Source organism: Streptomyces sp. NPDC030245 (genome assembly GCF_055572995.1).
This window is the reverse complement of the sequence record NZ_JBVICF010000006.1, coordinates 189,312-211,761: the sequence shown is the minus strand read 5'-3', so window position 1 is coordinate 211,761 and position 22,450 is coordinate 189,312. Positions and strand designations below refer to the sequence as shown.

Below are 22,450 nucleotides of genomic sequence, written 5' to 3'. Positions count from 1 at the left end.
AAACCGAAAGGAGGCCATATGGTTCGCGTTCTGATCTCTCCGTCGTACGGGAGTGCTGAGACGCGGCGCCACTGGGCGGACACCGTTGATCAGGAAGTCGACTTCACCGCAGCGCGATATGAGCGGTTGCTTGCCCCGGTGCAGCATGAGCAGTTACAGATTCTGCACTCTGACGGGCGGGCTCGATTCTGGGGAGCGACGCCCACCCATGACAGGAAGATGGCCGATGTCGCCACAGGTGATGTGGTGCTCTTCACTGGGCAGAACAGGGTGCGCGCGATCGGGGAAGTAGGGGTGATCTTCCGCAATCGAGCGTTCGCCGATCTCTTGTGGCCGCCCGAGAACAGTGGGAAGAGCTGGCACACCGTCTACACGCTGATGGATCTCGTCCCCGCGGACATTCCGTACGCGCAGTTGAACGCGTCCATCGGTTACAAGGCGGCGCACAGTTTCCCGGGGCAGATGGTTCTACGGGGTGACAAAGCGCAGTCGGTTCTCGAAGACTTCATGATCACTCCAGGGGCGGCATGGGACGGTAGCTCCTCCTCGGCTCCGGTGCGACCGCGGACGACCCCGGCGCGCGACGGTGTGCGCATAGCGGCCATGGAGGAACTGCGTACACGTCGTGCGGGCTATGAGCGTGCCAAGCGGCTGGTCGTCGTCGAGCGTCGCGAGGCCGAACTCGTTCGTGCATTCCGTCGGCACCTTGCCGTCGAGGGCCGATCCGCCAAGCGCTTCTTCTGCCCCGCTGGGATCAGTGACATATACGTCGAGGACGGTGCGAACACTGAAGTCATAGAGGCAAAGAGCGCATCGGGTCACCACCATGTTCGCCAAGCGCTGGCACAGCTCCTGGACTACGGGCCGCACAGCCCGATCCCCGCGCAGCGTCTGGCCGCGTTGTTCCCCAGTGCGCCGTCGAGCGAGGACGTCGGGCTGCTGCACAGGTACGGCATCGACTCCATCCACCAGGTGGCCAGTGGGGGTTTCCGGCGGTTGCCGGCGCCGAGTGAACGGAGGTCGCTCATGCGGAAGATCTGGTCCGACGGGCGCGTTTGAGAGTTTTTCCGGCTCAGTCCCGGACGAGATGGGTCAGGACATGAGATGACACGCTCGGCGAGCGACGCGGCCAACGGTGTGAGCGCGGGGCATCGGAGGCGACCACGAACAGGCGTGTGGGGGCGCGGCCCACTGGGCAACGCCCCCACATAACGCTAACCGCCCTGCTTCTTGACGTAAGCGACGGCCATCATGCAGAGGCCGAAGGTTCCGGCGAAGACTGCGGCTCCAGTACCGACCGCCGACTCCGGCGGCATACCGAGCGCAGCCCAGAGGAGGCCGCTCACCAAGCCCGCGACCACGGACACCAGAAACACGATCACGACTTCGTAGACCCGGTGGTTACACACCGGCACCTGAGTGGACAACGACGATCCTTCCGAGTTCTGTCAGAACATCGGCGTCCGGATCTTGCAGGGTGCAACACACATGCCGGCCGGACGACCAATGCCTACGCACTGAGGTCGTAGCCAGAGCGCCTCGCCTGTATAGCGAACGCCTGGGCACCACGGGGTGGAGTCCACGTGGTCTAAGCACTGCATGTGATGTGCATCCCCCTGATCTTGTCCTCAACCGCCGCTGAAAGACGGGCGGTTGAGCAAGCCTAGCGCGTATGGCGCTCAATGTCCGTGGACTGTGCGGGAGTTGAGGGCCCTATAGGTGCTGCGGCGGGCTGGCCACTCAGTCGCTCACCCACGTTCTGGGGGGTCAGTTGGCGCCGAGTGACGTGTGATGGACGAAGCGCGATGGTGACCCAGGCCAAGCCTTGTTCAGGGTTCTCTCCGTGGGCGGTGCGCCGTGCACGGAAGTGACGGGAAGAGGGCGGCCACGGCGGCAACGAGGAAATCGTCGTACAGGACAAGCGCTATCGCCACACGGTGCCGCTCACTGCCGCATGTGACTTGTACGGGACCGCGCAGGGCGGATCTGATGGTTCATGATCGAACAGCGTGCAGCCGGTGGCGTCGGGCCGCCAGCGAATTGTCGGTGCTGCGCGCTACCGTGAAAGCCTCGTGTACGGAGAAGGGGGTCCGGTGGACGCTGAGTTGACGGCGCTGGCGGCGGCGGGGGCGACGGCGCTCGTGCAGCAGATGGTGACCGAGAGCTGGGCCCAGGCGCGGGACCGGGTCGCCCGGTTCTTCGCGCGGGGCAGCGGTGACGAGGACGCCCTCGCGGGGGAGCTGGAGGAGGCGCGCAGCGAAGTCGTCGCCGCGCGGGGCGCCGCGGACGAGGCGACCGCGGCCGATGTGCAGGCGGAGTGGCGCTCCCGCCTCCGCCGCAGACTCGCGGCGGACCCCGAGGCAGCCGCCGAGCTGCGTGCCCTGCTCGACGAGCTGGCCCCGCGGCCCGACGCGCGGGCACAGCACGTCAGCATCACGAACAACACCATCAGCGGTGGCACGTTCAACACCACGGCGATCCAGGCAGGGACCATCGGCACCCAGCACAACTACGGCACCGGTCAGTGAGGTGGCGGTGGTGAGGTGGCGGCGGTAGCAGCTCGCTGCCGGCTGCTTCCGTCCGCCTGTCCGTCCGCCCTCCCCACGCCGGGCCGTTCCGTCGTCTAGAAGTCGACCCGCGTCCGCTCGTCCAGCCGCGCCACCGAGTCCTGCGCGAACGCCTTCTCGTAGTCGCTGCGGATCTCCTCGATCTGCCTGTCCCGCTTGCGCGCCTCCGTCGTCGGGTACAGCAGGATCAGTTCGTACGACCGCTCCCGCTCGATCCTGCCGTTGGAGTCGCGCCACTGCCCGCGCCCGTCCTGGATCGTCAGCCCGTCCGGGAAGCCCGGCGTGACTTCCTTGTCGATGAAGGCCATGAACTGCTTGTCGGTCACGGCGGGCCCGCCGTCGGGCCGTTCCGTACCGAAGAAGAGCCGCGTCTCGGTGTACGGCTTGCCGCGGGCGACGGTCGATGTGGCGGCCGGGCCGGCGCCGGACGGGCCGTCGTCCTCCAGCGAGGCGTACGCGGCGGGAGCGCCGACGGCCAGCACGGTGGTGGCAGCGGCGGCCACGGCGAGCCGGGTGCCGGAGACGCGGGGGAAGGTGAGGGCCACAGGGCGTTCCTTTCGAGGGGGGGGCCATGACGGCGGCAAACCGTAGCGGACCACCGCGCGTCCGGTGCCCTTCATCCGGCGATATGGCCTGATTGGCCCCCACCGGTTTCACGCTCGTGTCGCACGCCCGTCACAGAGGCGCGGATTCGCCCCGAGGCGCGGATTCGCCCCGAGGCCCCGGATTCGCCCCGCCCAGCCGGTACGTCGTGAGGTCCCGCCAGCCCTTGCCCGCCCCGTCCGTCACGATCAGATGGACGGTGGCCACGTGGCTGACGATCGGGAGCGCCGGGGCGAGGGCCGTCTCCAAGGTGTCGTAGGCCGCCTCGTAGGTGGCCGGGCCCTCGTGGTTCGCGAGGGTGAGGTGGGGGGCCAGGGGCGGGGTGAAGATGCCGCGGTAGGGGACGGCTTCGGGCCAGCGCGCCGTGAGGGAGCGGGTGAGGGCGCGGACCGGGGCGTCGGGGGCCGGGGGGAGGTAGAGGACACCGGGGTAGCGGCCGAACTCGCGGAACGTGAGGGTGAAGGGGGCGTGGGCGGCGAAGAGGTCCGTGAGCTCCGTGTGGGTGGAGGGGGTGAAGCGGGCCTCGTTGAGGAACGGGTAGAGCACCGTCACGTGGGCCGGGAACCCCGCCTGCACCAGGGGGTTCGCCTCGGGGATGCGGATGGTCAGGGCCGTGTCGCCGGGAAGGTCCGGCCAGCCGTCCCGCTCGGATGCCCCCGACCTCGCCGTCGTCCGTTCCCGTGTCCCGGTGCTCACCGCGCGCGGTGCAGGCGTGCCGAGAGGTGGTGCTGCAACGGCTGGCCCACAGCCGCGAGGTCGTGGGTGAACGTGAGGGTGGCGTCGTCGGTCAGCGTGTAGCGGCGGCGGGTGGCCGTGACCTCCTTTGCGGTGGGGGTGAGCGCCACGTCGTGCGTGGCGAGGTCGACCGTGCCGTCGGCCGCGTGGCCCACCGCGATCTCCGCGATGCCGGTGGGCTGGGTGACCAGCGCCTCCACCCGGCCGTCGGGCTGCAACCGCCACCAGCCGCTCTCCCGGGCCGCGGGGCGCAGCGGAACAGCGTCGGCCCCGGCGCCGACATCGGAGTCAGCGTCGGCTCCGGTGTCGAGCAGCCACGCCCGGGCCTCGTAACGGAGGAAGGGCCTGCCGTCGTGGCTGAAGGTGACCTCCTGCGCGTACACGAAATCCGCGGGGAGCGTCGGATACCCGCCGCGCCCCCGCCCGTGCCACGTGCCGAGGAGCCCGAGCACGGGCCCGAGCAGCGCGTGCGGCGCGGGCGCCTCGTCCGGGTGGTGGCTGTCGGGGTAGGGGTGCTCCGGTGCGGGCTCGAACACGGTGGGGGCTCCTGGGGCTAGACGGTTGGGCTAGACGGGCGGGCTGGTCGGTCGGGCTAGACGGGCGGGCTGGTCGGTGGGGCGCGGCGGGGTGCCGGGGTGCTGGGGTGCCGGGGGGAAGCTTAGGGGGCGCGCCCTTCGGTGGGCGGCACGCACTCCGCCGCCGTAACGTGCCGTCTTCCCCCGCGTCACCCAATTCCCGTACGTTGCCCCGGACTTGCCAAGGTGTGGCGGGAGAGGGCGGTGGGCGTGATGGTGCGCAGGGGTTCGGGCAGGAGTGTGGGCGGGCTGCTGGTGGGGGCCCTCGTGTGCTGGGGCGTACTCGGCGGGGCCGGGGCCGGGGCCTCCGCGGCCCCCCGCGGCGCCGACGACCCCGCCCCGGGAACCCCCTACTCCGCCACCACCGGCGTCGGCGTCCACAACGCCTACGAGAAGGCGAAGTACCCGTACTTCGCCGACGCCCTCGACTCCGGTGCCGCGATGCTCGAACTCGACGTATGGACCAACGCGTCCGGCAGCGGATGGCGGGTGTCGCACAACAACCCCGTCGGCAACGACAACAACTGCGAGAACGCCCAGAGCCCGGCCGAGCTGCGCACCAAGGCGCGCAACCAGAGCCTCGCGGGCTGCCTGAAGGACATGCGCAGCTGGCACGACGCACACCCCGGCCACCGGCCGGTCCTCGTGAAGGTCGAGTTGAAGGACGGGTTCCAGGGCAGACGCGGGCGCGGCCCCGCCGACCTGGACGCGCTCCTCACCGGCGTGCTCGGCGACGCCGTCTACCGCCCGGGACAGCTCGCCGCCGGACACGCCACCCTCGACGACGCCGTACGGGAGAAGGGCTGGCCCGGACGCGCCGAGCTCGCCGGCAAGTTCGTGGTCGAGCTGATCCCCGGCACCGTCGAGCGCGGCAACCCCGCCGACACCCTCTGGACCGACCGCGAGTACGCCACCCACCTGCGCGACCTCGCCGCCGCGGGGCGCCTGGGCGACGCCGCCGCCTTCCCCGCCGTGCTCGGCGCGGAAGCGGGCGATCCGCGCGGCCGGTACCAGGACGCGTCACTGCGGCCGTGGTTCGTGCTGTTCGACGGGGACGCCGCCGCGTACGCGGGCGGCGCCATCGACACCCGCTGGTACGCCGACCGGCGCTACCTCGTCGTCATGACCGACGCCCACAACGTCGCCCCCGCCATCGACGGGACGCGTCCGACCGAGGCCCAGGCCAGGGAGCGGGTCGCGCTGCTCGCGCGGAAGCACGCCAGTGTCGTGTCCGCCGACTGGTACCCGCTGCCCGGCGTCCTCTCGACCGTGCTCCCGCGCGGCTGAACCCACGCCCGTCTCCCCGCGGGGCCCGAGCTCCCGCCCCCCCCGGGACGACCCGAGGCCCCGCCACAGCGCACGCTCAGGGCTGGATCCGTATCCACACCGGCGCGTGGTCCGACCCGGTCGCGTCCCTCCGTACCGCCGGATCGCCGTCCGCCACCGACGGCAGCGCGCCGGCCGCGGCACCCGGCGCGCCCGTGTCCGCCGTCCGCACCTGGTCCATCAGGCTCCGGCTCACCAGGACGTGGTCGATGAGCTCGCGGCGGCCGGCGTGGATGCGGGAGAAGCGCCGGTCCGGCGGGATCAGCGGGGCCACGTTCCACAGCCGCGCCGCGTCGCCCTTGTCCGGTCGGTCGAAGCCGGGCGTGCCGATCTCGGAGCCCGGCGGGCCCAGCAGGATCTGCGTCGTCGCGGCCCCGACCTCGTCGTTGAGGTCGCCGAGCACGGCGACCCCGTGCTCGCGGCCGTCGCCGTGCAGCAGCCGGTCGGCGAGCGCGCGCACCGCGGTCGCCTCGGCGGCGCGGCGGTGCAGGGCGTACGCCGCGTACCGCGCGCGCTCGCCCTCGTCCAGGGGCTGGAAGCGGCCGCCGGGATAGGACAGCAGCTTCGACTTGAGGTGGCACACCACCACGTCGAAGAAGAACGCCCGCGTCGACACCGTCACCGCGAGAATCCCGCGCCCGGCGCGCGCTGTCGTGCGGCCCGTGTCATCGGTCTGCACCGGCCGCACCGGTTCCGGGAAGGCGTCCTCGTCGGCGACGACGGAGACCGGGAGATTGCTGAGGAAGCCGACCCGGATGCCCCGGTCGTCCGCGCGCCGGGAGAGCGTGACGTGCCAGGTGCCCTCCAGCAGGCCCGCCAGATCCTCCAGGGCGGCCCGCTCGCCGACCTCCTGCACACCGAGGACGCTGGGGCCCAGCGCGGTGACGGTCGCCGCGAGCGAGGCCAGCTTCGCCTCGTAGGTGGCCTTGTCCTTGGGGCCGAACTCCCCGCCGGGGCGGTAGAGGTTCTCCAGGTTCCATGTGCCGACGATCATGTCCGCCTCCCGTGCGGTCGGACCCGTTCCCCTCGGCCGGTCGGCGGGTGAGGCCAGCGTGCCCGCGAAACCGTCCCCGCGACAGGGCCGCCGGATGCGCACTCGCACTACCGTGAAGAGATGACGCCGCCTCCCGCGCCGGGCCCCGCCGGACTCACCCCCCACGGCGACCGCGCCCCCGCCGACCTCGTCGTCACGGGCTGCACGGCCCTGACCCACGACGCGCACGGCGAGATCGTCTTCGTGGACGACGCCACGATCGTCGTACGGGACGGGCTCATCGCCTCCGTCACGGCGCCCGGCGCGGAAACCGCCACCGCAGCCGACCACCGCCCCGCCCCCGAGCACCGCACCGCCACTGAGCACGGCACTGCTCCCGAGCACAGCACCGCATCCCAGCCCCGCGCCGCCACCGACCACCGCCCCGCATCCCAGCCCCGCGCCGCCACCGACCACCGCCCCGCATCCCACCACCGCCCCGCCCTCGAGCACATCGACGGACGCGGCACCGTCGCCCTCCCCGGCCTCGTCAACTGCCACACCCACACGCCGATGGTGGCCCTGCGCGGCCTCGCCGAGGATCTGCCCGCCCACGCGTGGTTCAACGACTGGATCTGGCCCGTCGAGTCCAACCTCACCGAGCGTGTCGTCGGCCTCGGCGCGCGGCTCGCCTGCGCCGAGATGATCCGCGGCGGCGTCACCACCTTCGCCGACCACTACTTCGCCATGGACGAGGTCGCCGCCGCCACCGACGAGAGCGGCCTGCGCGCCGTCCTCGGCCAGGCCTACTTCAGCACGCAGGGTCCCGAAGGGCGCGCCGCCTCCCTCGACTTCGCGCTGCGGCAGCGCGGCGCGGCCGACGGGCGCATCACCACCTGCCTCGCCCCGCACGCCCCCTACACCGTCGACGAGCCCGACCTCGCCGCGACCGCCGAACTCGCCCGCCGGCACGGCCTCCTCGTCCACATCCACGCCGCGGAGAACCGCGAGCAGACCGACAACAGCCTGGCCCGCCACGGCCGCACCCCCGTCGAGATCCTGGAGCGCGCCGGACTCCTCGACGTCGACCTCCTCCTCGCCCACGCCACCGGCCTCGACACCGCCCGCGACCTGCCGGTCCTGCGCCGCGCCGCGGAACGCTCCGGCGGCCGCGTCGCCGTCGCCTCCGCACCGCGCGGTTACCTCAAGTTCGGCTGGGACACCACGCCCGTACGGGCCCTGCGCGAGGCGGGCGTCCCGGTCGGCCTGGCCACGGACGGCGCCGCCTCCAACAACACCCTCGACGTGTGGGAGTCCACGACGCTGACCGCGCTCGTCCAGAAGTACGTGGAACGGGACCCGACCTGGCTGACCGCCCGCCAGGCCCTGGACCACGCAACCTTGCAGAGCGCGCGGGCCGTCGGGCTCGGGGGCGAGATCGGCAGCCTCGCCGAAGGGCGGCGCGCCGACCTCGTCCTCGTCGACGTGACCGGGCCGCACACCCAGCCCGTGCACGACCTCGCGGCCACGCTCGTGCACAGCGCGCGCTCCGGCGACGTGCGCACCACGATCGTGGCCGGCCGTGTCCTGATGCGCGACCGCGAGCTGCTGACCGTCGACGTGCCGGACGTGGTGCGGGAGTTGAACACCCTGCTGCCGGATCTCGTCGACCGGAGCCACGGGAAGCGCATCCAGGAGTACGAAGGATGATCCCTCGGAAGTACGAGGGATGATTCCCCGGAAATTCTTCGCCCGCGAGCGATGAGTTCCGCGAACCCGGCCGGTCCACCCTTCGCAGACGTACGCCCGAAGGGTGGAGGAGACACGCCATGGGACTTCCGGACATCGTCACGCGCGAGGAGTGGCTCGCCGCGCGTGAGGAGCTGCTGGCCAAGGAGAAGGCGGCCACCCGCGCACGCGACGCGCTCAACGCCGAGCGGCGCCGGCTGCCGATGGTCGAGGTCGACAAGGAGTATTACTTCGACGGCTCCGACGGGAAGGCGACGCTGCTCGACCTCTTCGACGGCAAGGACCAGCTGATCGTCTACCACTTCATGTTCGCCCCGGAGTGGGACGCGGGCTGCCGCAGCTGCTCCGGTTTCCTCGACCAGATCGGGCACCTCGCGCACCTGCGGGCCCGCTCCACGAACTTCGTCGCCGTGTCGCGCGCGCCGTTCACCAAGCTGCTGTCCTTCAAGGCCCGGATGGGCTGGACAGTGCCCTGGTACTCGACGAACGGCGGCGACTTCAACTACGACTTCAAGGCGTCGTCCCTGGAGGAGCCGCACGACGTGCCCGCCATCAACTGCTTCCTGCGGCACCGCGACCGGGTCTTCCACACCTACGCGACGTTCGCCCGCGGCTTGGACGGCATCGGCTCCACCACCAGCCTCCTCGACCTCACCGCGCTCGGCCGGCAGGAGGAGTGGGAGGAGCCCGCGGGACGGGCCTCGGTGTACGGGGCCCCGGCGGGCAGCTCCCGGGTGCGGTACCACGACGAGTACGAGGACTGACCCGAGCCGGACCCCCGCCTCAGCCCTGGCCTCGACCCCAGCCCCGGTCCCGGTCCCGTCCCGGTCCCGGCCCCGGGAGAACCCTGGGAATCGTCCCCACTCCGTCTCAGTTGCGTCACGCCGCGCATCCGCGGGGCCGCCCCGCGCGTTCTCCTCAGTACGGAAGCGACAGAACGGCACGGGGGACAGGGATCATGATGAACGGACGAGTGGTGTTGGAGCGGTTCCCCGCGGGCGGCCCGCGCGGATCGTGGCCCGCGGAGGAGTTCGCGCGGGCCCGGCGGCAGGAAGGACAGCCCGCGGAGGTCGTGATGGACCTCGCGTCGGACGCCTTCCTGGTGATCGTGCGCGCGCGGCCTCAGGCCACCGTGGAGCGGGAACCGGAACCGGCGCTCACGCGCTGAGGGCCCGCGACCAGCCCGGCGTGGTTCCCGTGACCCGGCACAGCGCCAGATACAGCGGGATCGGCGGCGTGTAGGGCACGTCGTCGGCGGGACGGTTGATCAGGACCGGCCGGCAGTCGGCGTCCCGCACCACCGCGCCCGCCGAGTAGGCGACGGGCGAGGGCCACTCCATGGCGACGTCCGAGTCCGCCGGCACGATCCACCACCAGCGCGCCCCGTCCTCGTACACACACCCCACGCGGGGCAGCCTGGACATCAGCCGGGGGCCGAAGGCCGCGGGCACCGCCACCGCGTCGCAGCCGAGCGGCTCGGTCATCCCCTCGGGCAGATCGAGCCGCAGGGGCGGTGGTGTCGGTCTCCCGGTGCGCTGCCGCCGTCGCGACAGACGGACCAAGGTGTTCAGATCCAACGGCCGCACCGTACCCGCGCTCACATGCCCCCCGCCCGTGTCACTGCCACGCTCGTTCGATTCGTTCTCCGCGTGCGCCGGTCCGCGCACACGCCATTCCGTACAACTCGTTCCGTACAACCCGTTCCCGGCACACGCCGGCGCCGGTCAGGACGCCGACCGCCGCAACTCCGCCCACACCGTGAGCCCGAAACCGGGCCCCGCGTCGTGGACGCCCCACGCGCTGCTCACCGCGTCGACAAGGAGCAGTCCCCTCCCGTGCTCCTCGTCGGCCCCCCTGTGCGCGGGGCGCGGCATCCCTGAACCGCACCCCTCGTCACGTACGGCTATTCGCAGCTTCTCCGGATCCGCGCAGAGCTCGCAGATGATCCGCCGGCTCGCGGTGTGCACCACGGCATTGGTGACCAGTTCGGAGAGAACGAGTGCCGCCGCGTCGCAGGCGTCGTCGTCACGCACCGCCCACCGGTCCAGCTGCGTGCGCATCAGGCGTCTCGCCTGTGCGACGGAGCCCGGACGCGGTGCGAGGGCGAAACTGACGCAGACCTCGGCGGCCTCGGGCCAGGCCTCGGCGAGATCGCCAAGTCGGCCTTCAGCGGCGTCGGTTCGTAACGGCGCGGGCGGAGTCACGCTCTCCACTATCGCCCCGCCCAGAACACCTTGGCAAGACCCACTCTGAAAAGTGCACAGTGGCGTGTTCCTCTGTGACGGCACATGGCACACTGCTCGCTACAGCTCGCGGTGCGGTGTGAGTTGAAGCAACGCGGAGTCAGGTGGAGGTAGGAGACGTGAGCGAACCGCGGTCAGCCCCGACCGTCGGCCAGGTCGTTCTCGGTCGTCGCCTGCAGGATCTGCGCGAGAGCGCGGGCCTGAAACGCGAGGAGGCCGCGAAGATCCTCCGCGTCGCCCCCGCCACCGTCCGGCGCATGGAGACGGCCGAGGTCGCGCTGAAGATCCCGTACCTCCAGCTGCTCCTGAAGTCCTACGGCGTCGCGGACGACGAGGCCGACGCCTTCGTCACACTCGCCGAAGAGGCCAACAAACCCGGCTGGTGGCAGCGGTTCCACGACATCCTGCCGGGCTGGTTCAGCATGTACGTCAGCCTGGAGGGGGCGGCCAGCCTCATCAGGTCGTACGAACCCCACTTCGTGCCCGGCCTCCTCCAGACCGAGGAGTACGCGCGCGGCGTGATGCGCTCCGGCGCCATCGGCCAGACCCGGCCCGCCGACATCGAGCGGTACGTGGCGCTGCGCATGGAACGCCAGTCGCTGCTCACCCGTGAGGACGCGCCCCGGCTGTGGGTGGTCATGGACGAGACCGCGCTGCGCAGGCCCGTGGGCGGCGCCGACGTGATGCGCGAGCAGATCGACCGGCTCCTCGAAGCCGCCGAGCTGCCCCATGTCACCTTGCAGGTCGCCACCTTCGCGGCGGGCCCGCACCCCGGAACGTACGGACCGTTCGTGCTCTTCCGCTTCGCCATGGCGGAGCTGCCCGACATGGTCTACAGCGAGTACCTGACCGGCGCCGTCTACCTGGACGCGCGCAAAGAGGTGGCCACCCACCTGGAGGTCATGGACCGCATGGCGGCGCAGGCCGCCACCGCACAACGCACGAAGGAGATCCTCCGGGACCTCCGCAAGGAGCTGTGACATGGACCGACATCGAGCCGGAACGCGCCCTGCCGGTCCGCGTTCACCCGGAGCCCGCGACGACTCGCGCACCGAGCTCAGGGAGTCCCGGATATACAACGGCATGCCCGCCCGCGACCTGGGCACCGAGGGCTGGCACAAGCCCTGGAGCGGCGGCAACGGCGGCAACTGCCTGGAAGCCATGAAGCTGGCCGACGGGCGCGTCGCCGTGCGCCAGTCCGCCGACCCCGACGGTCCCGCGCTCATCTACACGCACGGGGAGATCACCGCGTTCATCGAGGGCGCCAAGGCGGGCGAAGCGGACTTCCTGCTGTCGTGACCGCCCACGGCCCGTCACTTTCCGCCCGCCGCCCGGCCGTACGCCGTCGACGCTTGGAGTCCGCATGACCGACCCGTCGTACATCGACACCAGCAAGCCGCACCCCGCACGGATGTACGACTGGTTCCTCGGCGGCAAGGACAACTACCCGGTGGACGAGGAGATGGGCCGGCAGCTCGTCGCCATGGACGGGCGGGTCCTGACGACGGCGCGGGCCAACCGGGCGTTCATGCAGCGCGCCACGCGCTGGCTCGCCTCCCGGGGCGTACGGCAGTTCCTGGACATCGGCACCGGCATACCGACCGAGCCGAACCTCCATCAGATCGCGCAGGCGATCGTCCCGGACGCCCGCGTCGTCTACTGCGACAACGACCCCATCGTCCTCGCCCACGCCGAGGCGCTCCTGCGCTCGACGCCGCAGGGCGTCACCGAGTACATCCAGGCGGACTTCCGCGAGCCGGCGAAGATCCTCGAAGAGGCCGGGCGCGTCCTGGACCTCGACCGGCCCGTCGCCCTGTCGCTCGTCGCGCTCCTGCACTTCATCGCGGACGAGGACGGTGCGTACGACCTGGTGGACCGGGTGATGCGGGCCCTGCCGGCCGGCAGCCACCTGGTCCTCTCGCACGGCACGGCCGACTTCACCCCGGCCACCGCGAAGCAGGCCACGGAGCTCTACAAGGCGCGCGGCATGACCCTGGCGCTGCGCACGCGCGCGGAGGTGGAGCGCTTCTTCGAGGGGTACGAACTGGTCGACCCCGGCGTGGAGATCCTCGACCGGTGGAAGCCGGAGCCGGGCGAGCCGGGGCCGGCGCCGGAGGACGGGCCGACGCCGGGATACGGCGGGGTGGCGCGGAAGGTCTAGGTCAGGCCGAGGATGAAGCACGCCGTCGCGGCGAGCGACGCGGCACCGCGGACGTGATTCCAGGCGGTCCACTCTCCGACGTACGTACGCCAGTACGCGGCGCCCTCCGCGCTCTCCGGGTCGACCTTGGCGAGGGCGTCGTTGCGGGGGATGTTCGCCACGACGGTCACGCCGAACGAGCCGACCAGGAACAGCGCGCTGCCGAGCAGCAACTCGACCGTGCCGTCGTCCGGCCAGAGCACGAACGTCACGACGGCGAGCACCGCGCACAGGCCCGTCGCCCCCAGGAACACGGCCATGAAGGCCGGGGTGACCGCGGTGACGTTGATCCGGTTCATCGCGGCGATGCCCCGGTCCGGGGGCAGCGCCGCGAGACCCTTCATCACGAAGGTGGAGAACGCGGCGAACACCCCGGCGACGAGGCCGCAGGCGAGCGCCCCGAGCACGGTGAGCACGAAGTACGGTCCGTCGATCATGACAACTCCCGTGTGGCTGGGGCGGTTGCTTCGGTGGAGACCACGTCGGCCGGTGGGGGAGTGATCCTCCAGCGCGGCCCCGATCACCACAAGTCATTTGCCGTGCGGCCTCGGCCCACCGCAAGTCGATTCCCGTCGGCCCGCGACCGTCATACGCGACGCTCGCCGCCGCATACGCCGCCGTCCCGGGGCGTCACCCGCCCGCCCGGCGCAGGCCGGCCTCGTCCGGCGGCTCGCGCCACTCCCGCAGCGTCGCCTGCACCGCGGCGCCGATCCGCCGCCGCGCCTCCCCGCGCGGCACCCCGCTCATCAGCAACCGGTCGTACGGCGTGGCCGTGTGCCGCACCGCCGCCACGACCGCCGCCGTCACCGCCCCCTCCGAGAGCGCCCGCCCCGCCGCACTGCGCCCCACCCGGCCGCTGCCGCGCACCGAAGCGTGGGCGGCGACGGCACGGGCCCGCTCCGGCGGGCAGCCGGGAAAGATCCGGCGTATCTCCGCGGCGAACGCGTCCGTGAACCGCACGTCCTCCGCGGCCCGCCGCGCCGCGTCGCGCGCCCGGCGCCGCGCCCGCGCCTCCGCGTCGGCCAGGCACCGCTCCTCGGCGCGCGCGAGCGCCGCCTCCTCGACGAGCACCCCCTGCCGTTCGTAGCGGGCGCGGCGGCGGTGGAAGCGGACGACCACGGCCGAGAGGCCGCTGTCCTCGCGGGCCCGCCGCGTGAGTGCCGTGTCGCCGCGCGGCAGGTACACGAGGTGCCCGAGGTCGGTGCAGTCCAGGCAGCGCGGCTCGCCGCCCTCGAGGACGAGCAGCGGGAGCGGTCCGGAACGGCACTCCGCGCAGTGCCTCCGCCGCAGCGGCTGGAAGACCAGGAGTCCGGCGCGGGCGGAGGGGATGGCCGGGGAGCTCGTCATGCCCCTTTCATCCCCGCGACCGTTCTCCGTGAAGCGGCGCCTGCCGGTGCCTGTGGTGCCGGTGACTGTGCCGGCACCGGGCATCATGGGCCCGTGCGACTCGAACCGATCACCTGGGAACGCCTGGCCGACACCCTCGCCGACCGCCTGCTCGACCTGAAGACGGCCGACGGCGGTCCGTGGCCGCGGGTCGCCGTCGACGGGGCACCGGCCGGCGGCACCGGTGAACTGGCGCGCCTGGTGGGCGACGCGCTGCGCACGCGGGGGCGCGGCGCTTTGGTCGTCGGCGCGCAGGGCTTCCTGCGGCCCGCGTCGCTCCGCTTCGAGTACGGCCACGAGGACGTGGAGGCGTACTACAGCGGGTGGTTCGACACGGGCGCGCTGTGGCGCGAGGTCTTCGGGCCGCTCGACCCCGGCGGCACCGGGCGGGTCCTGCCCGATCTGTGGGACCCGGCGACCGACCGCGCGACCCGCAGCCCGTACGTCGAACTCCCGCCCGGCGGACTGCTGTTGCTGCACGGGCCGCTGCTCCTCGGCCACTGGTTCCCCTTCGACCTGACCGTGCACGTGCGCCTCACGCCCGGCGCCCTGAGGCGGCGCACGCCGGAGGGCGAGCGGTGGACGCTGCCGGCCTTCGAGCGGTACGAGGCGGAGGTGGACCCCGCGGCCGCGGCCGATGTGGTGGTGCGGGCGGACGACCCGCGGCATCCGGCGTGGAGCGGCTGATCACCTGCGCGCCCCGCCCGGCCCCGGATGCGGGCCGCCCCGGCCGCCGCGAGAATGAGGTACGCCGGGACCAGCCGCGCCTCCGCGCCGCTCCGGACACTGCCCGGCAACGGGAGGTAGTGATGACCACCGCCGGAGACATCATGCACCGGGGTGCCCAGTGGATTCCCGCTCACGAGACCCTGGACCGCGCCGCCCAGCTGATGCGGCGACTCGACGTCGGCGCGCTGCCCATCAGCGACGAGAACGAACGGCTCTGCGGCATCCTCACCGACCGCGACATCGTCGTCGGCTGTGTGGCCATGGGGCACGACCCCGCCCAGGTCACGGCGGGCGAGATGGCGAAGGGCACGCCGCGCTGGATCGACGCGGGCGCCGACGTCGACGAGGTCCTGCGGGAGATGCAGGGCCACCAGATCCGCCGACTGCCGGTGATCGAGAACAAGCGGCTCGTCGGCATGATCAGCGAGGCCGACCTCGCCACCCACCTCACCGACGACCAGCTCGCGGGCTGGGTCGAGAGCGTGTACGCCAAGGGGTGACCCGACCCCGACCCCGACCCCGGTCCCGGTCCTGGCCCCGGTCCTGACGCCGGAGCCTCACAGCCAGCCGTTCCGCCGGAACCCGCGGTACAGCAGCACACAGGCCGTCACGATGACCGACATGACGAGCGGATAGCCGAACCGCCAGTGCAGCTCCGGCATGTGGTCGAAGTTCATGCCGTACATGCCGCAGACCATGGTGGGCACCGCGATGACCGCCGCCCATGCGGTGATCTTCCGCATGTCCTCGTTCTGCGCGACGGTCACCTGCGCGAGGTGGGCCTGGAGGATCGAGTTCAGCAGCTCGTCGAACGCGGCGATCTGTTCGGTGGCCCGCTTCAGGTGGTCGTCGACGTCCCGGAAGTACGCCTGTATCTCCGGGGCGATGATCCGCATCGGCTGGGTGGCGAGCACCTGGAGCGGGCGGCCGAGCGGCACCACCGCACGCTTCAGTTCGAGCAGCTCGCGCTTGAGCTGGTAGATGCGGCCCGGGTCGGCCCGCGCGCCGTCCGGGGCGAACACGTCCGTCTCGACCTGGTCGATGTCCGACTGCATCGCGTCGGTCGACGCGAGATAGTCGTCCACGACCTGGTCGGCGATGGCGTGCAGCACCGCGGCCGGGCCCTGGGCTAGCTGCTCGGGCGAGGCCTCCAGTGCCTCGCGCAGCGGCCCGAGCGAACCGTGCCGGCCGTGCCGGACCGTGATGACGAAGTCCCGGCCCACGAAGACCATGATCTCGCCGGTGTCCACCACCTCGCTGGTCGCGGTCAGCTCGCCGTGCTCCACGTAACAGACGGTTTTGAACACGGCGAACAGCGTCTGGTCGTACCGCTCCACCTTGGGCCGCTGGTGCGCGTGCACCGCGTCCTCCACCGCGAGCGGATGCAGTCCGAAGAGGTCGGCGATGTCGGCGAACTCGTCCTCCGTCGGCTCGTGCAGCCCCAGCCAGACGAAGCCGTCCCCGGACTTGCGGATCCGCTCCACCGACTCGACCAGATCACGGCCCTGCGGCTCGCGCACCCCTTCCCGGTACGTCACGCAGTTGACCACCGACGAACCCAGCGGAGAGCGGGCCGGGTGGCTCAGGTCGACGCGGGTCCCGCGGCGGGCCAGGCGCGCGACCTTTCGCAGGCCGCCGACTCTGCGCAGGCCGCCGACCTTGCGCAGGTTCCCGACCTTTCGCAGATTGCCTGCCATCGACATAGGGGCTCCTCGCAGTGACGACTTGGCGTGCCAGTCTGTCAGCACCGTCCGGCCGCCCGCCAAGGCCTGTGGGAACGGAGTGCTCCGTTCCGGATTGACCGGTTCTGCCTACCGGGAGCAAGCGGGACAACTGGGATGATCGCGGCATGACGCACATCGACGGTCATCTCCTCGACCCCCGGCGGTACTCCGGCCCGAGACAGCTCGCCGAGCACCGGCAGCTCTCCGTCTCCCGCCCCTGCGAGGCGCGGTCCCGCTCCGACGCCTTCGCCGCCCTCTTCGACCCCACGACCTTCGCGCACATCGAACGCCTCGGCATCGGGCCGGGCTGGCGCTGCTGGGAGGTCGGGGCGGGCGGCACCTCCGTGATCTCCTGGCTCGCCAGGCGCGTCGGTCCCACCGGCCGGGTCCTCGCGACCGACATCGACACGTCGTGGCAGACGCGGGCGGCGCGCGCACCCCTCGAAGTGCGCATCCACGACGTCGCCGTCGACCCGCCGCCCGCAGGGGGCTTCGACCTCGTGCACGCCCGGCTCGTCCTGGCCGACGTCGCCGACCGTGAGCGGGCCCTGGCGTCGATGCACAGGGCGCTGCGGCCAGGCGGCAGACTCCTCGTCGAGGAGCCCGACCCGGCGCTCCAGCCGCTCGCCTGCCCCGACGAGCACGGCACCGCCGAGGAGGCGGCGAACCGGGTGCGCCGCGCGGTGTGCGCACTGCTCGCGGAGCGCGGCGCCGACGTGGCGTACGGGCGCAGGCTGCCCCGGCTGCTGCGCGAGGCGGGCCTGCGCCAGGTCGAGGCCGACGCGTATTTTCCGCTCGCCTCACCGGCCTCCGCGGCCCTGGAGACCGCCACGCTCCAGCAACTCCGCCCCGAACTGACCGCCTCGGGCCTGGCCACACCCGAGGACATCGACCGGTACCTGACCGACATCGCGACAGGCACCCTGGATGTGGCGGCCCCGCCACTGATTTCTACGTGGGGGAGGAAGGCTTAGTCGGTGTGGGCGGGGCGACCCCTGCGGAGGCGCGAGCGGAGCGACGCCTGCGGGGGCGTGGGCGGGGCGGCCCTTGCGGGGGTGTGGACGGGGCAACGCCTGCGGGGGCGCGGAGGGGGGACAGCTCCTGCGGAGGCGTGGCCGGGGCCGCCCTCGCGGAGGCGTGGCCGGGGCCGCCCTTGCGGAGGCGTGGGCGGGGCGGCCCTTGCGGGGGTGTGGACGGGGCAACGCCTGCGGGGGGTGTGGGCGGAGCGGCGCCTGCGGGGGCGCGGAGGGGGGGGATAGCTCCTGCGGAGGCGTGGCCGGGGCCGCCCTTGCGGAGGCGCGGACGGAGCAGCCCCTGCGGAGGCGTGGGCGGGGCAGCCCCTGCGGAGGCGTGGCCGGAGTAACCCCTGCGGAGGGCGCGACGGATGTCACGTCGGCGACGGTGGGGCCGGTGGTCTGCCGCCGACCAGTTCCACTGCCCGCGCCCCCGCCCGGCACCCCTCCGCCGCCGCCTCGCCCAGCTCCGCCCCGTCGAGCCGCGCCGCGAGGAACGCGCCGGTGAACGCGTCGCCGGCCCCCGTCGTGTCGCACACGCGCGCGGGCACCGCCGGAACGCGGACCAGCACCCGTCCGTCCCGCGCCACCAGCGCCCCTTCGGCGCCCAGCTTGACCACCACGGCCGGAAACCGGTGGCTCAGCTTCGACGCCGCGTCCGCCGGGTCGGCGAGCCCGGTGAGCAGCTCCGCCTCGTCCCGGCTCGGCAGCAGCACGGCCACCCCGTCCACCGCCGAGAGGAACCGCTCCACCCCGGTCTCCGCGAGGAACCCCGCCGACGCCGGGTCCACGGTCACCGGCACCCCGCGCGCGTGCGCCGCCACGAGGGCCGAGCGGGCCGCCGCCCGGCCGGGGTCGGCGAAGAACAGGTAGCCGGACAGATGCAGCAGCGCCACGCCGTCGAGGAGGCCGGGGGACCAGTCGGCGGGAGAGAGCCGCAGCGCGGCACCGCTGTCCGTGAGGAACGTCCGCTCGGCCGCGGCGCCCCCGTCCACCAGACAGATCACCGTCCCCGTGGGCGCCTGCGCATCGACGACCAGCCGGGGCCGCACCCCCGCGCGCGTGAGCGCGGCCTCGTGCCACGCCGCGGAGTCGGCGCCCACCCGCCCGAGCAGCCGTACGTCGGGGCAGCCCCGATGTGCCGCCCAGCACGCCACGTTGGCGCCCGCGCCGCCGGGCACGGTGCGGATGGCGGCGGCCGTGTCGGTGCCGGGTGCCAGCGCCGTACGGTGCCGGGCCACGACGTCCGTGACGACGTCCCCGACGACCAGCAGGCCACCGGAGCCCGGGGGCACGGTCGCCCGCTCCCTCACCGGCTCCGCCCGGCCCAGGCCGTCGCGATCCGCCCCGCGAGCCCGACGTTGCCGCGGACGGCCGCGAGGTTGGCCTCCAGCGACGCGCCCCCGGTGCGCCGCACCAACTCGCCCAGCAGGAACGGCGTCACCGCCTGCCCCGTGATGCCCCGCTCCTCGCACGCCTCCAGCGCCTCGGTGAGCACGCGCGCGTGGAGCGATGGATCGAGCTGCTCGTCCCGCGGCACCGGGTTGGCCACGATCAGCGCCGACTCCGGCCCGCCCAGCGCGTCCTGGGCCCGCATCACCTCGGCGACCTCGCCGGGCGTGCGCAGCGTCCACTCCACCGGGTGCCCGGAGTCGGCGAGGTAGAAGCCCGGAAAGCGGTCGGTCCCGAACCCCGCCACGGCGACGCCCAGCGTCTCCAGGCGCTCCAGTGTCGCCCCGACGTCCAATATCGACTTCACGCCCGCGCACACCACCGTGAGCCGCGTGCGGGCGAGCAGGCCCAGGTCCGCCGACTCGTCCTGCGACTGCGTCCACTGCCGGTGCACTCCGCCGAGCCCGCCCGTGGCGAACACGCGTACGCCCGCGCGCGCGGCGAGCAGCGCCGTCGCCGAGACCGTCGTCGCCCCGCTCGCGCCCGTCGCGACGGCGAGCGCCAGATCGCGGTGGCCCAGTTTGCGGATGCCGTCCTCGTTCGCGACCCGGTCCAGCTGCCCCTTGTCCAGGCCGACCCGGGGCCTCCCGTCCAGTACGGCGACCGTCGCGGGCACGGCGCCCTCGTCCCGTACGACCGCTTCGAGTTCCTCGGCCACCTGGAGATTGCGCGGGCGCGGCAGGCCGTGCGCGATGATCGTGGACTCCAGGGCCACCACGGGTCGTCGCTCCGCGACAGCCGTCTGCACCTCGTCGGACACCACCAGCACGGGCCTGCCTCCTGCCTGTCGGGTCTCCCCTCATCCCTGGCGGGCGGCGCGTCCCGTCAAACCATCGCTGTCGTACCCCGCTCTCAAAGCCCCGCCCGGGAGCGGTGTCCCGGGCCCCGGCTAGGGTGACCGGCCATGACCACGAATGATCAAACCGTTTCGTCTTTTGCCGTGCACATTCCGGATGTCGAGCTGGTGGCCGAGCCGCTGGACCCGGCCCAGATCGTCTCCGGCGACCCGGTGGTGACCGGCAAGGTGCTGTGGGAGTCCGCCGACGGCAAGCAGCTGCGCGGCATCTGGCAGATCACGCCGGGCGTGGTCACGGACACCGAGGCCAACGAGCTGTTCGTGGTCGTCAGCGGCCGCGCCACCGTCGAGGTCGAGGGCGGCGACACCCTGGAGATCGGGCCGGGTGACGCCGCCGTGCTGCGCGAGGGCGACCGCACCACCTGGACCGTGCACGAGACGCTGCGGAAGGCGTACCACATCACGCTTCCGTGACCACCCGGCATGAGGGCGCGGTCAGGTCTTCTTGACCGCCCTGCGGACGGCGAGCGCGGCCATCGGCAGCAGTACGCAGACGCCGATGAGGTTGAGCCAGCCGTAGCTCGCCCGTGCCACGACGAGGCCGGCGGCGGCGCCACCGATGCCCGCCGCCGCGTTCATCGTAAGGTCCGACAGGCCCTGCACGGCGGCCCGGGCGGGCTGCGGCACCGAGTCGGTGAGCAGCGCGGAGCCGGCGACCAGCCCCGCGGACCAGCCGAGGCCCAGCAGGAAGAGCCCGGCGGCGGTCCGGCCGTGGCTGGGCCCCGCCGTGCCGGCGAGCAGCGCGGCACAGCACAGCAGCCCCACCGCGAGCCCGATCACGGAGAGCCTGCCGAACCGGTCCGCGAGCCAGCCCATCACCGGCGAGAACGCGTACATGCCCGCGATGTGGCCGCTGATGACCAGGCCGATCAGTTGGAGACTCGCGCCGTGGTGGCCCAGGTCGACCGGGGTCATCACCATGATCGAGACCATCACCGTGTGCGACGCGGCCACCGTCACCAGGGCGAGCCGGGCCATGGGCGACGCGGCCACGGCGGCGATGCCGGCCTTCAGCGAGCGGCTCTGCGCGGTCCCGCTCTCCTGCGGGGCGAGCGCGCGGGCGGTGAGCAGCGGGTCGGGACGGAGCAGCACCGCCACCATCAGGGCGGCGACCGCGAAGATCCCGGCGGCGAAGAGGAAGGGCCCTGCCTCCTCGGGGATGGAGGTGTCGGTGAAGACCCGGCTCGCGGGCGCGGAGATGTTCGGGCCGAGCACGGAGCCGATGGTGGTGGCCCAGATGACGTGGGAGATCGCCCGGCCGCGCCGGTCGGGCTCGGCGAGGTCGGCCGCGGCGAACCGCGCCTGCAAGGTGGCCAGCGAGCCCGCCCCGAAGGCCGCCATGCCGAGCAGCAGCAGGGCGAAGCTCCCGACGACCGAGGCGAGCACGACGATCCCCGCGCCCAGCGCGCCGATCGCATACGCGAGGACGAGCCCGGCGCGCCGCCCGCGCGAGTTCATCAGCGCGGCGAGCGGCAGCGACAGCAGGGCCGTGCCCGCCACGGAGGCGGTCGGCGCGAGACCGGACAGCGCCTCCGTGCCGCTCACGTCGGTGGCCAGCATCGGAGCCAGGGCGATGCCGATGGGCACTCCGAGCCCGCCCAGTATCTGACTGGCGATCAGTACCGCGTTCGTACGGCGGCGGAGGGCGGGCAGCGCCTCCGGCCCCGGTATGTCAGGCGCGTCGAGGGTCGAAGTCACTGACGCAGTGTGCCAGGGCGTTCCCGCACACGAAACGGGAGCTCCCAATGGGGAGTTCTCAGAACAGCGGCTGCGGCAGCACGCCCTCCAGGGCCAGCAGCTGCCGCTTGGTCTCCAGGCCGCCGCCGAAACCGCCGATGCCGCCGTCGCTCTCCACCACGCGGTGGCACGGCACCACGACCGGCAGCGGGTTGGCACCCATCGCGATGCCCACGGCCTGGGCCGCGCCGGGACTGCCGACCCGGCGGGCGAGGTCGCCGTACCCCACCACGGTGCCGTACGGCACGCCGGTGGCGAGCTCGCGCAGCACCTGGCGGTTGAAGCCGGATATCAGCGACCAGTCGAGCGGCAGCCCGAAGTCGCGCAGCTCGCCGGCGAAGTAGGCCGCGAGCCTGCGTATCGGCTCGGTGAGCAGGGGGGAGTCCGGCGCGTGGACCGGCTCGGCGCCCAGGCGGGAGCCGAGCCGGTCCACAGTGGTGTCGCGCACCGCCTCGGTGGCGTGGAAGGCCACGGTGGCGAGCCCCTCGCCGGTCGCGGCGAGCAGCAGTGGACCGATGTCGCTGTCGACGACGGCCCACACGGCCGCGCGCCGGTCCTGCGCAGTGGCGTTCATGTCGACCA

At 72.8% G+C, this 22,450-nt stretch carries 27 protein-coding genes; 13 read left to right on the top strand and 14 right to left on the bottom strand.

Going from position 1 to position 22,450, the window contains the following annotated elements; all coding sequences use genetic code 11:
• Positions 1-18: 18 nt before the first annotated feature.
• The gene (locus ACZ4Z4_RS18465; protein WP_468328067.1) at positions 19-1,059 is read left to right on the top strand and encodes a hypothetical protein; all 1,041 of its coding nucleotides are present in this window, start codon (positions 19-21) and stop codon (positions 1,057-1,059) included.
• 155 nt (positions 1,060-1,214) lie between these two features.
• Here the strand turns inward: ACZ4Z4_RS18465 and ACZ4Z4_RS18460 are convergent, their stop codons facing one another.
• Entirely contained in the window at positions 1,215-1,427 is a 213-nt protein-coding gene (locus ACZ4Z4_RS18460) for a hypothetical protein (RefSeq protein WP_468328065.1), read from the bottom strand.
• Positions 1,428-2,093: 666 nt separating this feature from the next.
• Between ACZ4Z4_RS18460 and ACZ4Z4_RS18455 the strand changes: the two genes are divergently transcribed.
• Positions 2,094-2,528 carry a hypothetical protein gene (locus ACZ4Z4_RS18455; protein ID WP_468328063.1) on the top strand — a complete coding sequence of 145 codons (435 nt, stop codon included), beginning with the start codon at positions 2,094-2,096 and terminating at the stop codon, positions 2,526-2,528.
• A 95-nt stretch (positions 2,529-2,623) separates the two neighbouring features.
• On the opposite strand, the gene ACZ4Z4_RS18450 is transcribed toward ACZ4Z4_RS18455, so the two are convergent.
• From ACZ4Z4_RS18450 to ACZ4Z4_RS18440, 3 genes are all read right to left on the bottom strand, one after another.
• Entirely contained in the window at positions 2,624-3,112 is a 489-nt protein-coding gene (locus ACZ4Z4_RS18450) for a DUF3574 domain-containing protein (RefSeq protein ID WP_468328061.1), read from the bottom strand.
• A 130-nt stretch (positions 3,113-3,242) separates the two neighbouring features.
• Positions 3,243-3,866 carry a 2'-5' RNA ligase family protein gene (locus ACZ4Z4_RS18445; RefSeq protein WP_468328059.1) on the bottom strand — a complete coding sequence of 208 codons (624 nt, stop codon included), beginning with the start codon at positions 3,864-3,866 and terminating at the stop codon, positions 3,243-3,245.
• Complete coding sequence (locus ACZ4Z4_RS18440; RefSeq protein WP_468328057.1) at positions 3,863-4,441, bottom strand: nitrobindin family protein; 579 nt, start codon at positions 4,439-4,441, stop codon at positions 3,863-3,865. Before ACZ4Z4_RS18440 ends, ACZ4Z4_RS18445 begins: the two co-directional genes overlap by 4 nt.
• Before the next feature lie 252 nt (positions 4,442-4,693).
• Between ACZ4Z4_RS18440 and ACZ4Z4_RS18435 the strand changes: the two genes are divergently transcribed.
• Positions 4,694-5,767 carry a phosphatidylinositol-specific phospholipase C domain-containing protein gene (locus ACZ4Z4_RS18435; protein ID WP_468328471.1) on the top strand — a complete coding sequence of 358 codons (1,074 nt, stop codon included), beginning with the start codon at positions 4,694-4,696 and terminating at the stop codon, positions 5,765-5,767.
• A 76-nt stretch (positions 5,768-5,843) separates the two neighbouring features.
• On the opposite strand, the gene ACZ4Z4_RS18430 is transcribed toward ACZ4Z4_RS18435, so the two are convergent.
• Positions 5,844-6,800, bottom strand: a complete 957-nt coding sequence (locus ACZ4Z4_RS18430; protein WP_468328055.1) for an endonuclease/exonuclease/phosphatase family protein — start codon at positions 6,798-6,800, stop codon at positions 5,844-5,846.
• A gap of 120 nt (positions 6,801-6,920) precedes the next feature.
• On the opposite strand from ACZ4Z4_RS18430, the gene ACZ4Z4_RS18425 reads away from it, so the two are divergent.
• The 3 genes from ACZ4Z4_RS18425 (at position 6,921) to ACZ4Z4_RS18415 (ending at position 9,696) form a co-directional block, all read left to right on the top strand.
• The gene (locus tag ACZ4Z4_RS18425) at positions 6,921-8,489 is read left to right on the top strand and encodes an amidohydrolase (RefSeq protein WP_468328053.1); all 1,569 of its coding nucleotides are present in this window, start codon (positions 6,921-6,923) and stop codon (positions 8,487-8,489) included.
• A 119-nt stretch (positions 8,490-8,608) separates the two neighbouring features.
• The gene (locus ACZ4Z4_RS18420) at positions 8,609-9,292 is read left to right on the top strand and encodes a DUF899 domain-containing protein (RefSeq protein ID WP_468328051.1); all 684 of its coding nucleotides are present in this window, start codon (positions 8,609-8,611) and stop codon (positions 9,290-9,292) included.
• Positions 9,293-9,489: 197 nt separating this feature from the next.
• Positions 9,490-9,696: a hypothetical protein gene (locus ACZ4Z4_RS18415; RefSeq protein WP_468328469.1), complete on the top strand. Its 207-nt coding sequence runs from the start codon at positions 9,490-9,492 to the stop codon at positions 9,694-9,696.
• Here ACZ4Z4_RS18415 and ACZ4Z4_RS18410 read toward each other — a convergent pair.
• Entirely contained in the window at positions 9,686-10,114 is a 429-nt protein-coding gene (locus ACZ4Z4_RS18410; protein ID WP_468328467.1) for a hypothetical protein, read from the bottom strand. The genes ACZ4Z4_RS18415 and ACZ4Z4_RS18410 overlap by 11 nt on opposite strands.
• Positions 10,115-10,252: 138 nt before the next feature.
• The gene (locus ACZ4Z4_RS18405; RefSeq protein WP_468328049.1) at positions 10,253-10,732 is read right to left on the bottom strand and encodes an ATP-binding protein; all 480 of its coding nucleotides are present in this window, start codon (positions 10,730-10,732) and stop codon (positions 10,253-10,255) included.
• 158 nt (positions 10,733-10,890) lie between these two features.
• Here ACZ4Z4_RS18405 and ACZ4Z4_RS18400 point away from each other — a divergent pair, with 158 nt between their 5' ends.
• From ACZ4Z4_RS18400 to ACZ4Z4_RS18390, 3 genes are all read left to right on the top strand, one after another.
• Positions 10,891-11,751 (top strand): helix-turn-helix domain-containing protein, encoded by an 861-nt coding sequence (locus ACZ4Z4_RS18400; protein ID WP_468328047.1) that lies wholly within the window; start codon positions 10,891-10,893, stop codon positions 11,749-11,751.
• A gap of 103 nt (positions 11,752-11,854) precedes the next feature.
• Entirely contained in the window at positions 11,855-12,070 is a 216-nt protein-coding gene (locus ACZ4Z4_RS18395) for a DUF397 domain-containing protein (protein WP_362995613.1), read from the top strand.
• Between the two features lie 64 nt (positions 12,071-12,134).
• The gene (locus tag ACZ4Z4_RS18390) at positions 12,135-12,932 is read left to right on the top strand and encodes an SAM-dependent methyltransferase (protein ID WP_468328045.1); all 798 of its coding nucleotides are present in this window, start codon (positions 12,135-12,137) and stop codon (positions 12,930-12,932) included.
• Here ACZ4Z4_RS18390 and ACZ4Z4_RS18385 read toward each other — a convergent pair.
• Positions 12,929-13,408, bottom strand: a complete 480-nt coding sequence (locus tag ACZ4Z4_RS18385) for an anthrone oxygenase family protein (protein ID WP_468328043.1) — start codon at positions 13,406-13,408, stop codon at positions 12,929-12,931. The genes ACZ4Z4_RS18390 and ACZ4Z4_RS18385 overlap by 4 nt on opposite strands.
• A 193-nt stretch (positions 13,409-13,601) precedes the next feature.
• Complete coding sequence (locus ACZ4Z4_RS18380) at positions 13,602-14,318, bottom strand: DUF2293 domain-containing protein (protein WP_468328041.1); 717 nt, start codon at positions 14,316-14,318, stop codon at positions 13,602-13,604.
• Positions 14,319-14,411: 93 nt separating this feature from the next.
• Here ACZ4Z4_RS18380 and ACZ4Z4_RS18375 point away from each other — a divergent pair, with 93 nt between their 5' ends.
• Positions 14,412-15,044 carry a nucleoside/nucleotide kinase family protein gene (locus ACZ4Z4_RS18375; protein ID WP_468328039.1) on the top strand — a complete coding sequence of 211 codons (633 nt, stop codon included), beginning with the start codon at positions 14,412-14,414 and terminating at the stop codon, positions 15,042-15,044.
• A gap of 122 nt (positions 15,045-15,166) precedes the next feature.
• Positions 15,167-15,586 (top strand): CBS domain-containing protein, encoded by a 420-nt coding sequence (locus ACZ4Z4_RS18370; protein WP_468328037.1) that lies wholly within the window; start codon positions 15,167-15,169, stop codon positions 15,584-15,586.
• 57 nt (positions 15,587-15,643) lie between these two features.
• On the opposite strand, the gene ACZ4Z4_RS18365 is transcribed toward ACZ4Z4_RS18370, so the two are convergent.
• The gene (locus tag ACZ4Z4_RS18365) at positions 15,644-16,771 is read right to left on the bottom strand and encodes a magnesium and cobalt transport protein CorA (protein WP_468328465.1); all 1,128 of its coding nucleotides are present in this window, start codon (positions 16,769-16,771) and stop codon (positions 15,644-15,646) included.
• A gap of 164 nt (positions 16,772-16,935) precedes the next feature.
• On the opposite strand from ACZ4Z4_RS18365, the gene ACZ4Z4_RS18360 reads away from it, so the two are divergent.
• Positions 16,936-17,784, top strand: coding sequence for a methyltransferase domain-containing protein (locus tag ACZ4Z4_RS18360; RefSeq protein WP_468328035.1), 849 nt, complete (start codon positions 16,936-16,938; stop codon positions 17,782-17,784).
• A 413-nt stretch (positions 17,785-18,197) separates the two neighbouring features.
• Here ACZ4Z4_RS18360 and ACZ4Z4_RS18355 read toward each other — a convergent pair whose 3' ends face one another.
• A complete protein-coding gene (locus tag ACZ4Z4_RS18355) occupies positions 18,198-19,118 on the bottom strand; it encodes a carbohydrate kinase family protein (RefSeq protein WP_468328033.1) in 921 nt (306 codons plus the stop codon).
• Between the two features lie 14 nt (positions 19,119-19,132).
• Positions 19,133-20,044, bottom strand: a complete 912-nt coding sequence (locus tag ACZ4Z4_RS18350; protein ID WP_468328031.1) for a pseudouridine-5'-phosphate glycosidase — start codon at positions 20,042-20,044, stop codon at positions 19,133-19,135.
• 135 nt (positions 20,045-20,179) lie between these two features.
• Between ACZ4Z4_RS18350 and ACZ4Z4_RS18345 the strand changes: the two genes are divergently transcribed.
• Positions 20,180-20,545, top strand: a complete 366-nt coding sequence (locus ACZ4Z4_RS18345; protein WP_468328029.1) for a cupin domain-containing protein — start codon at positions 20,180-20,182, stop codon at positions 20,543-20,545.
• A gap of 21 nt (positions 20,546-20,566) precedes the next feature.
• Here ACZ4Z4_RS18345 and ACZ4Z4_RS18340 read toward each other — a convergent pair whose 3' ends face one another.
• On the bottom strand, positions 20,567-21,829 hold the full coding sequence (locus ACZ4Z4_RS18340; RefSeq protein ID WP_468328027.1) for an MFS transporter: 1,263 nt from the start codon (positions 21,827-21,829) through the stop codon (positions 20,567-20,569).
• A 58-nt stretch (positions 21,830-21,887) separates the two neighbouring features.
• The gene (locus ACZ4Z4_RS18335) at positions 21,888-22,442 is read right to left on the bottom strand and encodes a methylated-DNA--[protein]-cysteine S-methyltransferase (RefSeq protein WP_468328025.1); all 555 of its coding nucleotides are present in this window, start codon (positions 22,440-22,442) and stop codon (positions 21,888-21,890) included.
• Between the last annotated feature and the right edge of the window lie 8 nt (positions 22,443-22,450).

Coding starts and splice junctions, on each gene's coding strand:
- ACZ4Z4_RS18465 (WP_468328067.1), top strand. CDS start 19: ATGGTTCGCGTTCTGATCTCTCCGTCGTACGGGAGTGCTGAGACGCGG.
- ACZ4Z4_RS18435 (WP_468328471.1), top strand. CDS start 4,694: ATGGTGCGCAGGGGTTCGGGCAGGAGTGTGGGCGGGCTGCTGGTGGGG.
- ACZ4Z4_RS18430 (WP_468328055.1), bottom strand. CDS start 6,800: ATGATCGTCGGCACATGGAACCTGGAGAACCTCTACCGCCCCGGCGGG.
- ACZ4Z4_RS18425 (WP_468328053.1), top strand. CDS start 6,921: ATGACGCCGCCTCCCGCGCCGGGCCCCGCCGGACTCACCCCCCACGGC.
- ACZ4Z4_RS18420 (WP_468328051.1), top strand. CDS start 8,609: ATGGGACTTCCGGACATCGTCACGCGCGAGGAGTGGCTCGCCGCGCGT.
- ACZ4Z4_RS18415 (WP_468328469.1), top strand. CDS start 9,490: ATGAACGGACGAGTGGTGTTGGAGCGGTTCCCCGCGGGCGGCCCGCGC.
- ACZ4Z4_RS18395 (WP_362995613.1), top strand. CDS start 11,855: ATGCCCGCCCGCGACCTGGGCACCGAGGGCTGGCACAAGCCCTGGAGC.
- ACZ4Z4_RS18390 (WP_468328045.1), top strand. CDS start 12,135: ATGACCGACCCGTCGTACATCGACACCAGCAAGCCGCACCCCGCACGG.
- ACZ4Z4_RS18385 (WP_468328043.1), bottom strand. CDS start 13,408: ATGATCGACGGACCGTACTTCGTGCTCACCGTGCTCGGGGCGCTCGCC.
- ACZ4Z4_RS18380 (WP_468328041.1), bottom strand. CDS start 14,318: ATGACGAGCTCCCCGGCCATCCCCTCCGCCCGCGCCGGACTCCTGGTC.
- ACZ4Z4_RS18370 (WP_468328037.1), top strand. CDS start 15,167: ATGACCACCGCCGGAGACATCATGCACCGGGGTGCCCAGTGGATTCCC.
- ACZ4Z4_RS18360 (WP_468328035.1), top strand. CDS start 16,936: ATGACGCACATCGACGGTCATCTCCTCGACCCCCGGCGGTACTCCGGC.
- ACZ4Z4_RS18345 (WP_468328029.1), top strand. CDS start 20,180: ATGACCACGAATGATCAAACCGTTTCGTCTTTTGCCGTGCACATTCCG.
- ACZ4Z4_RS18335 (WP_468328025.1), bottom strand. CDS start 22,442: ATGAACGCCACTGCGCAGGACCGGCGCGCGGCCGTGTGGGCCGTCGTC.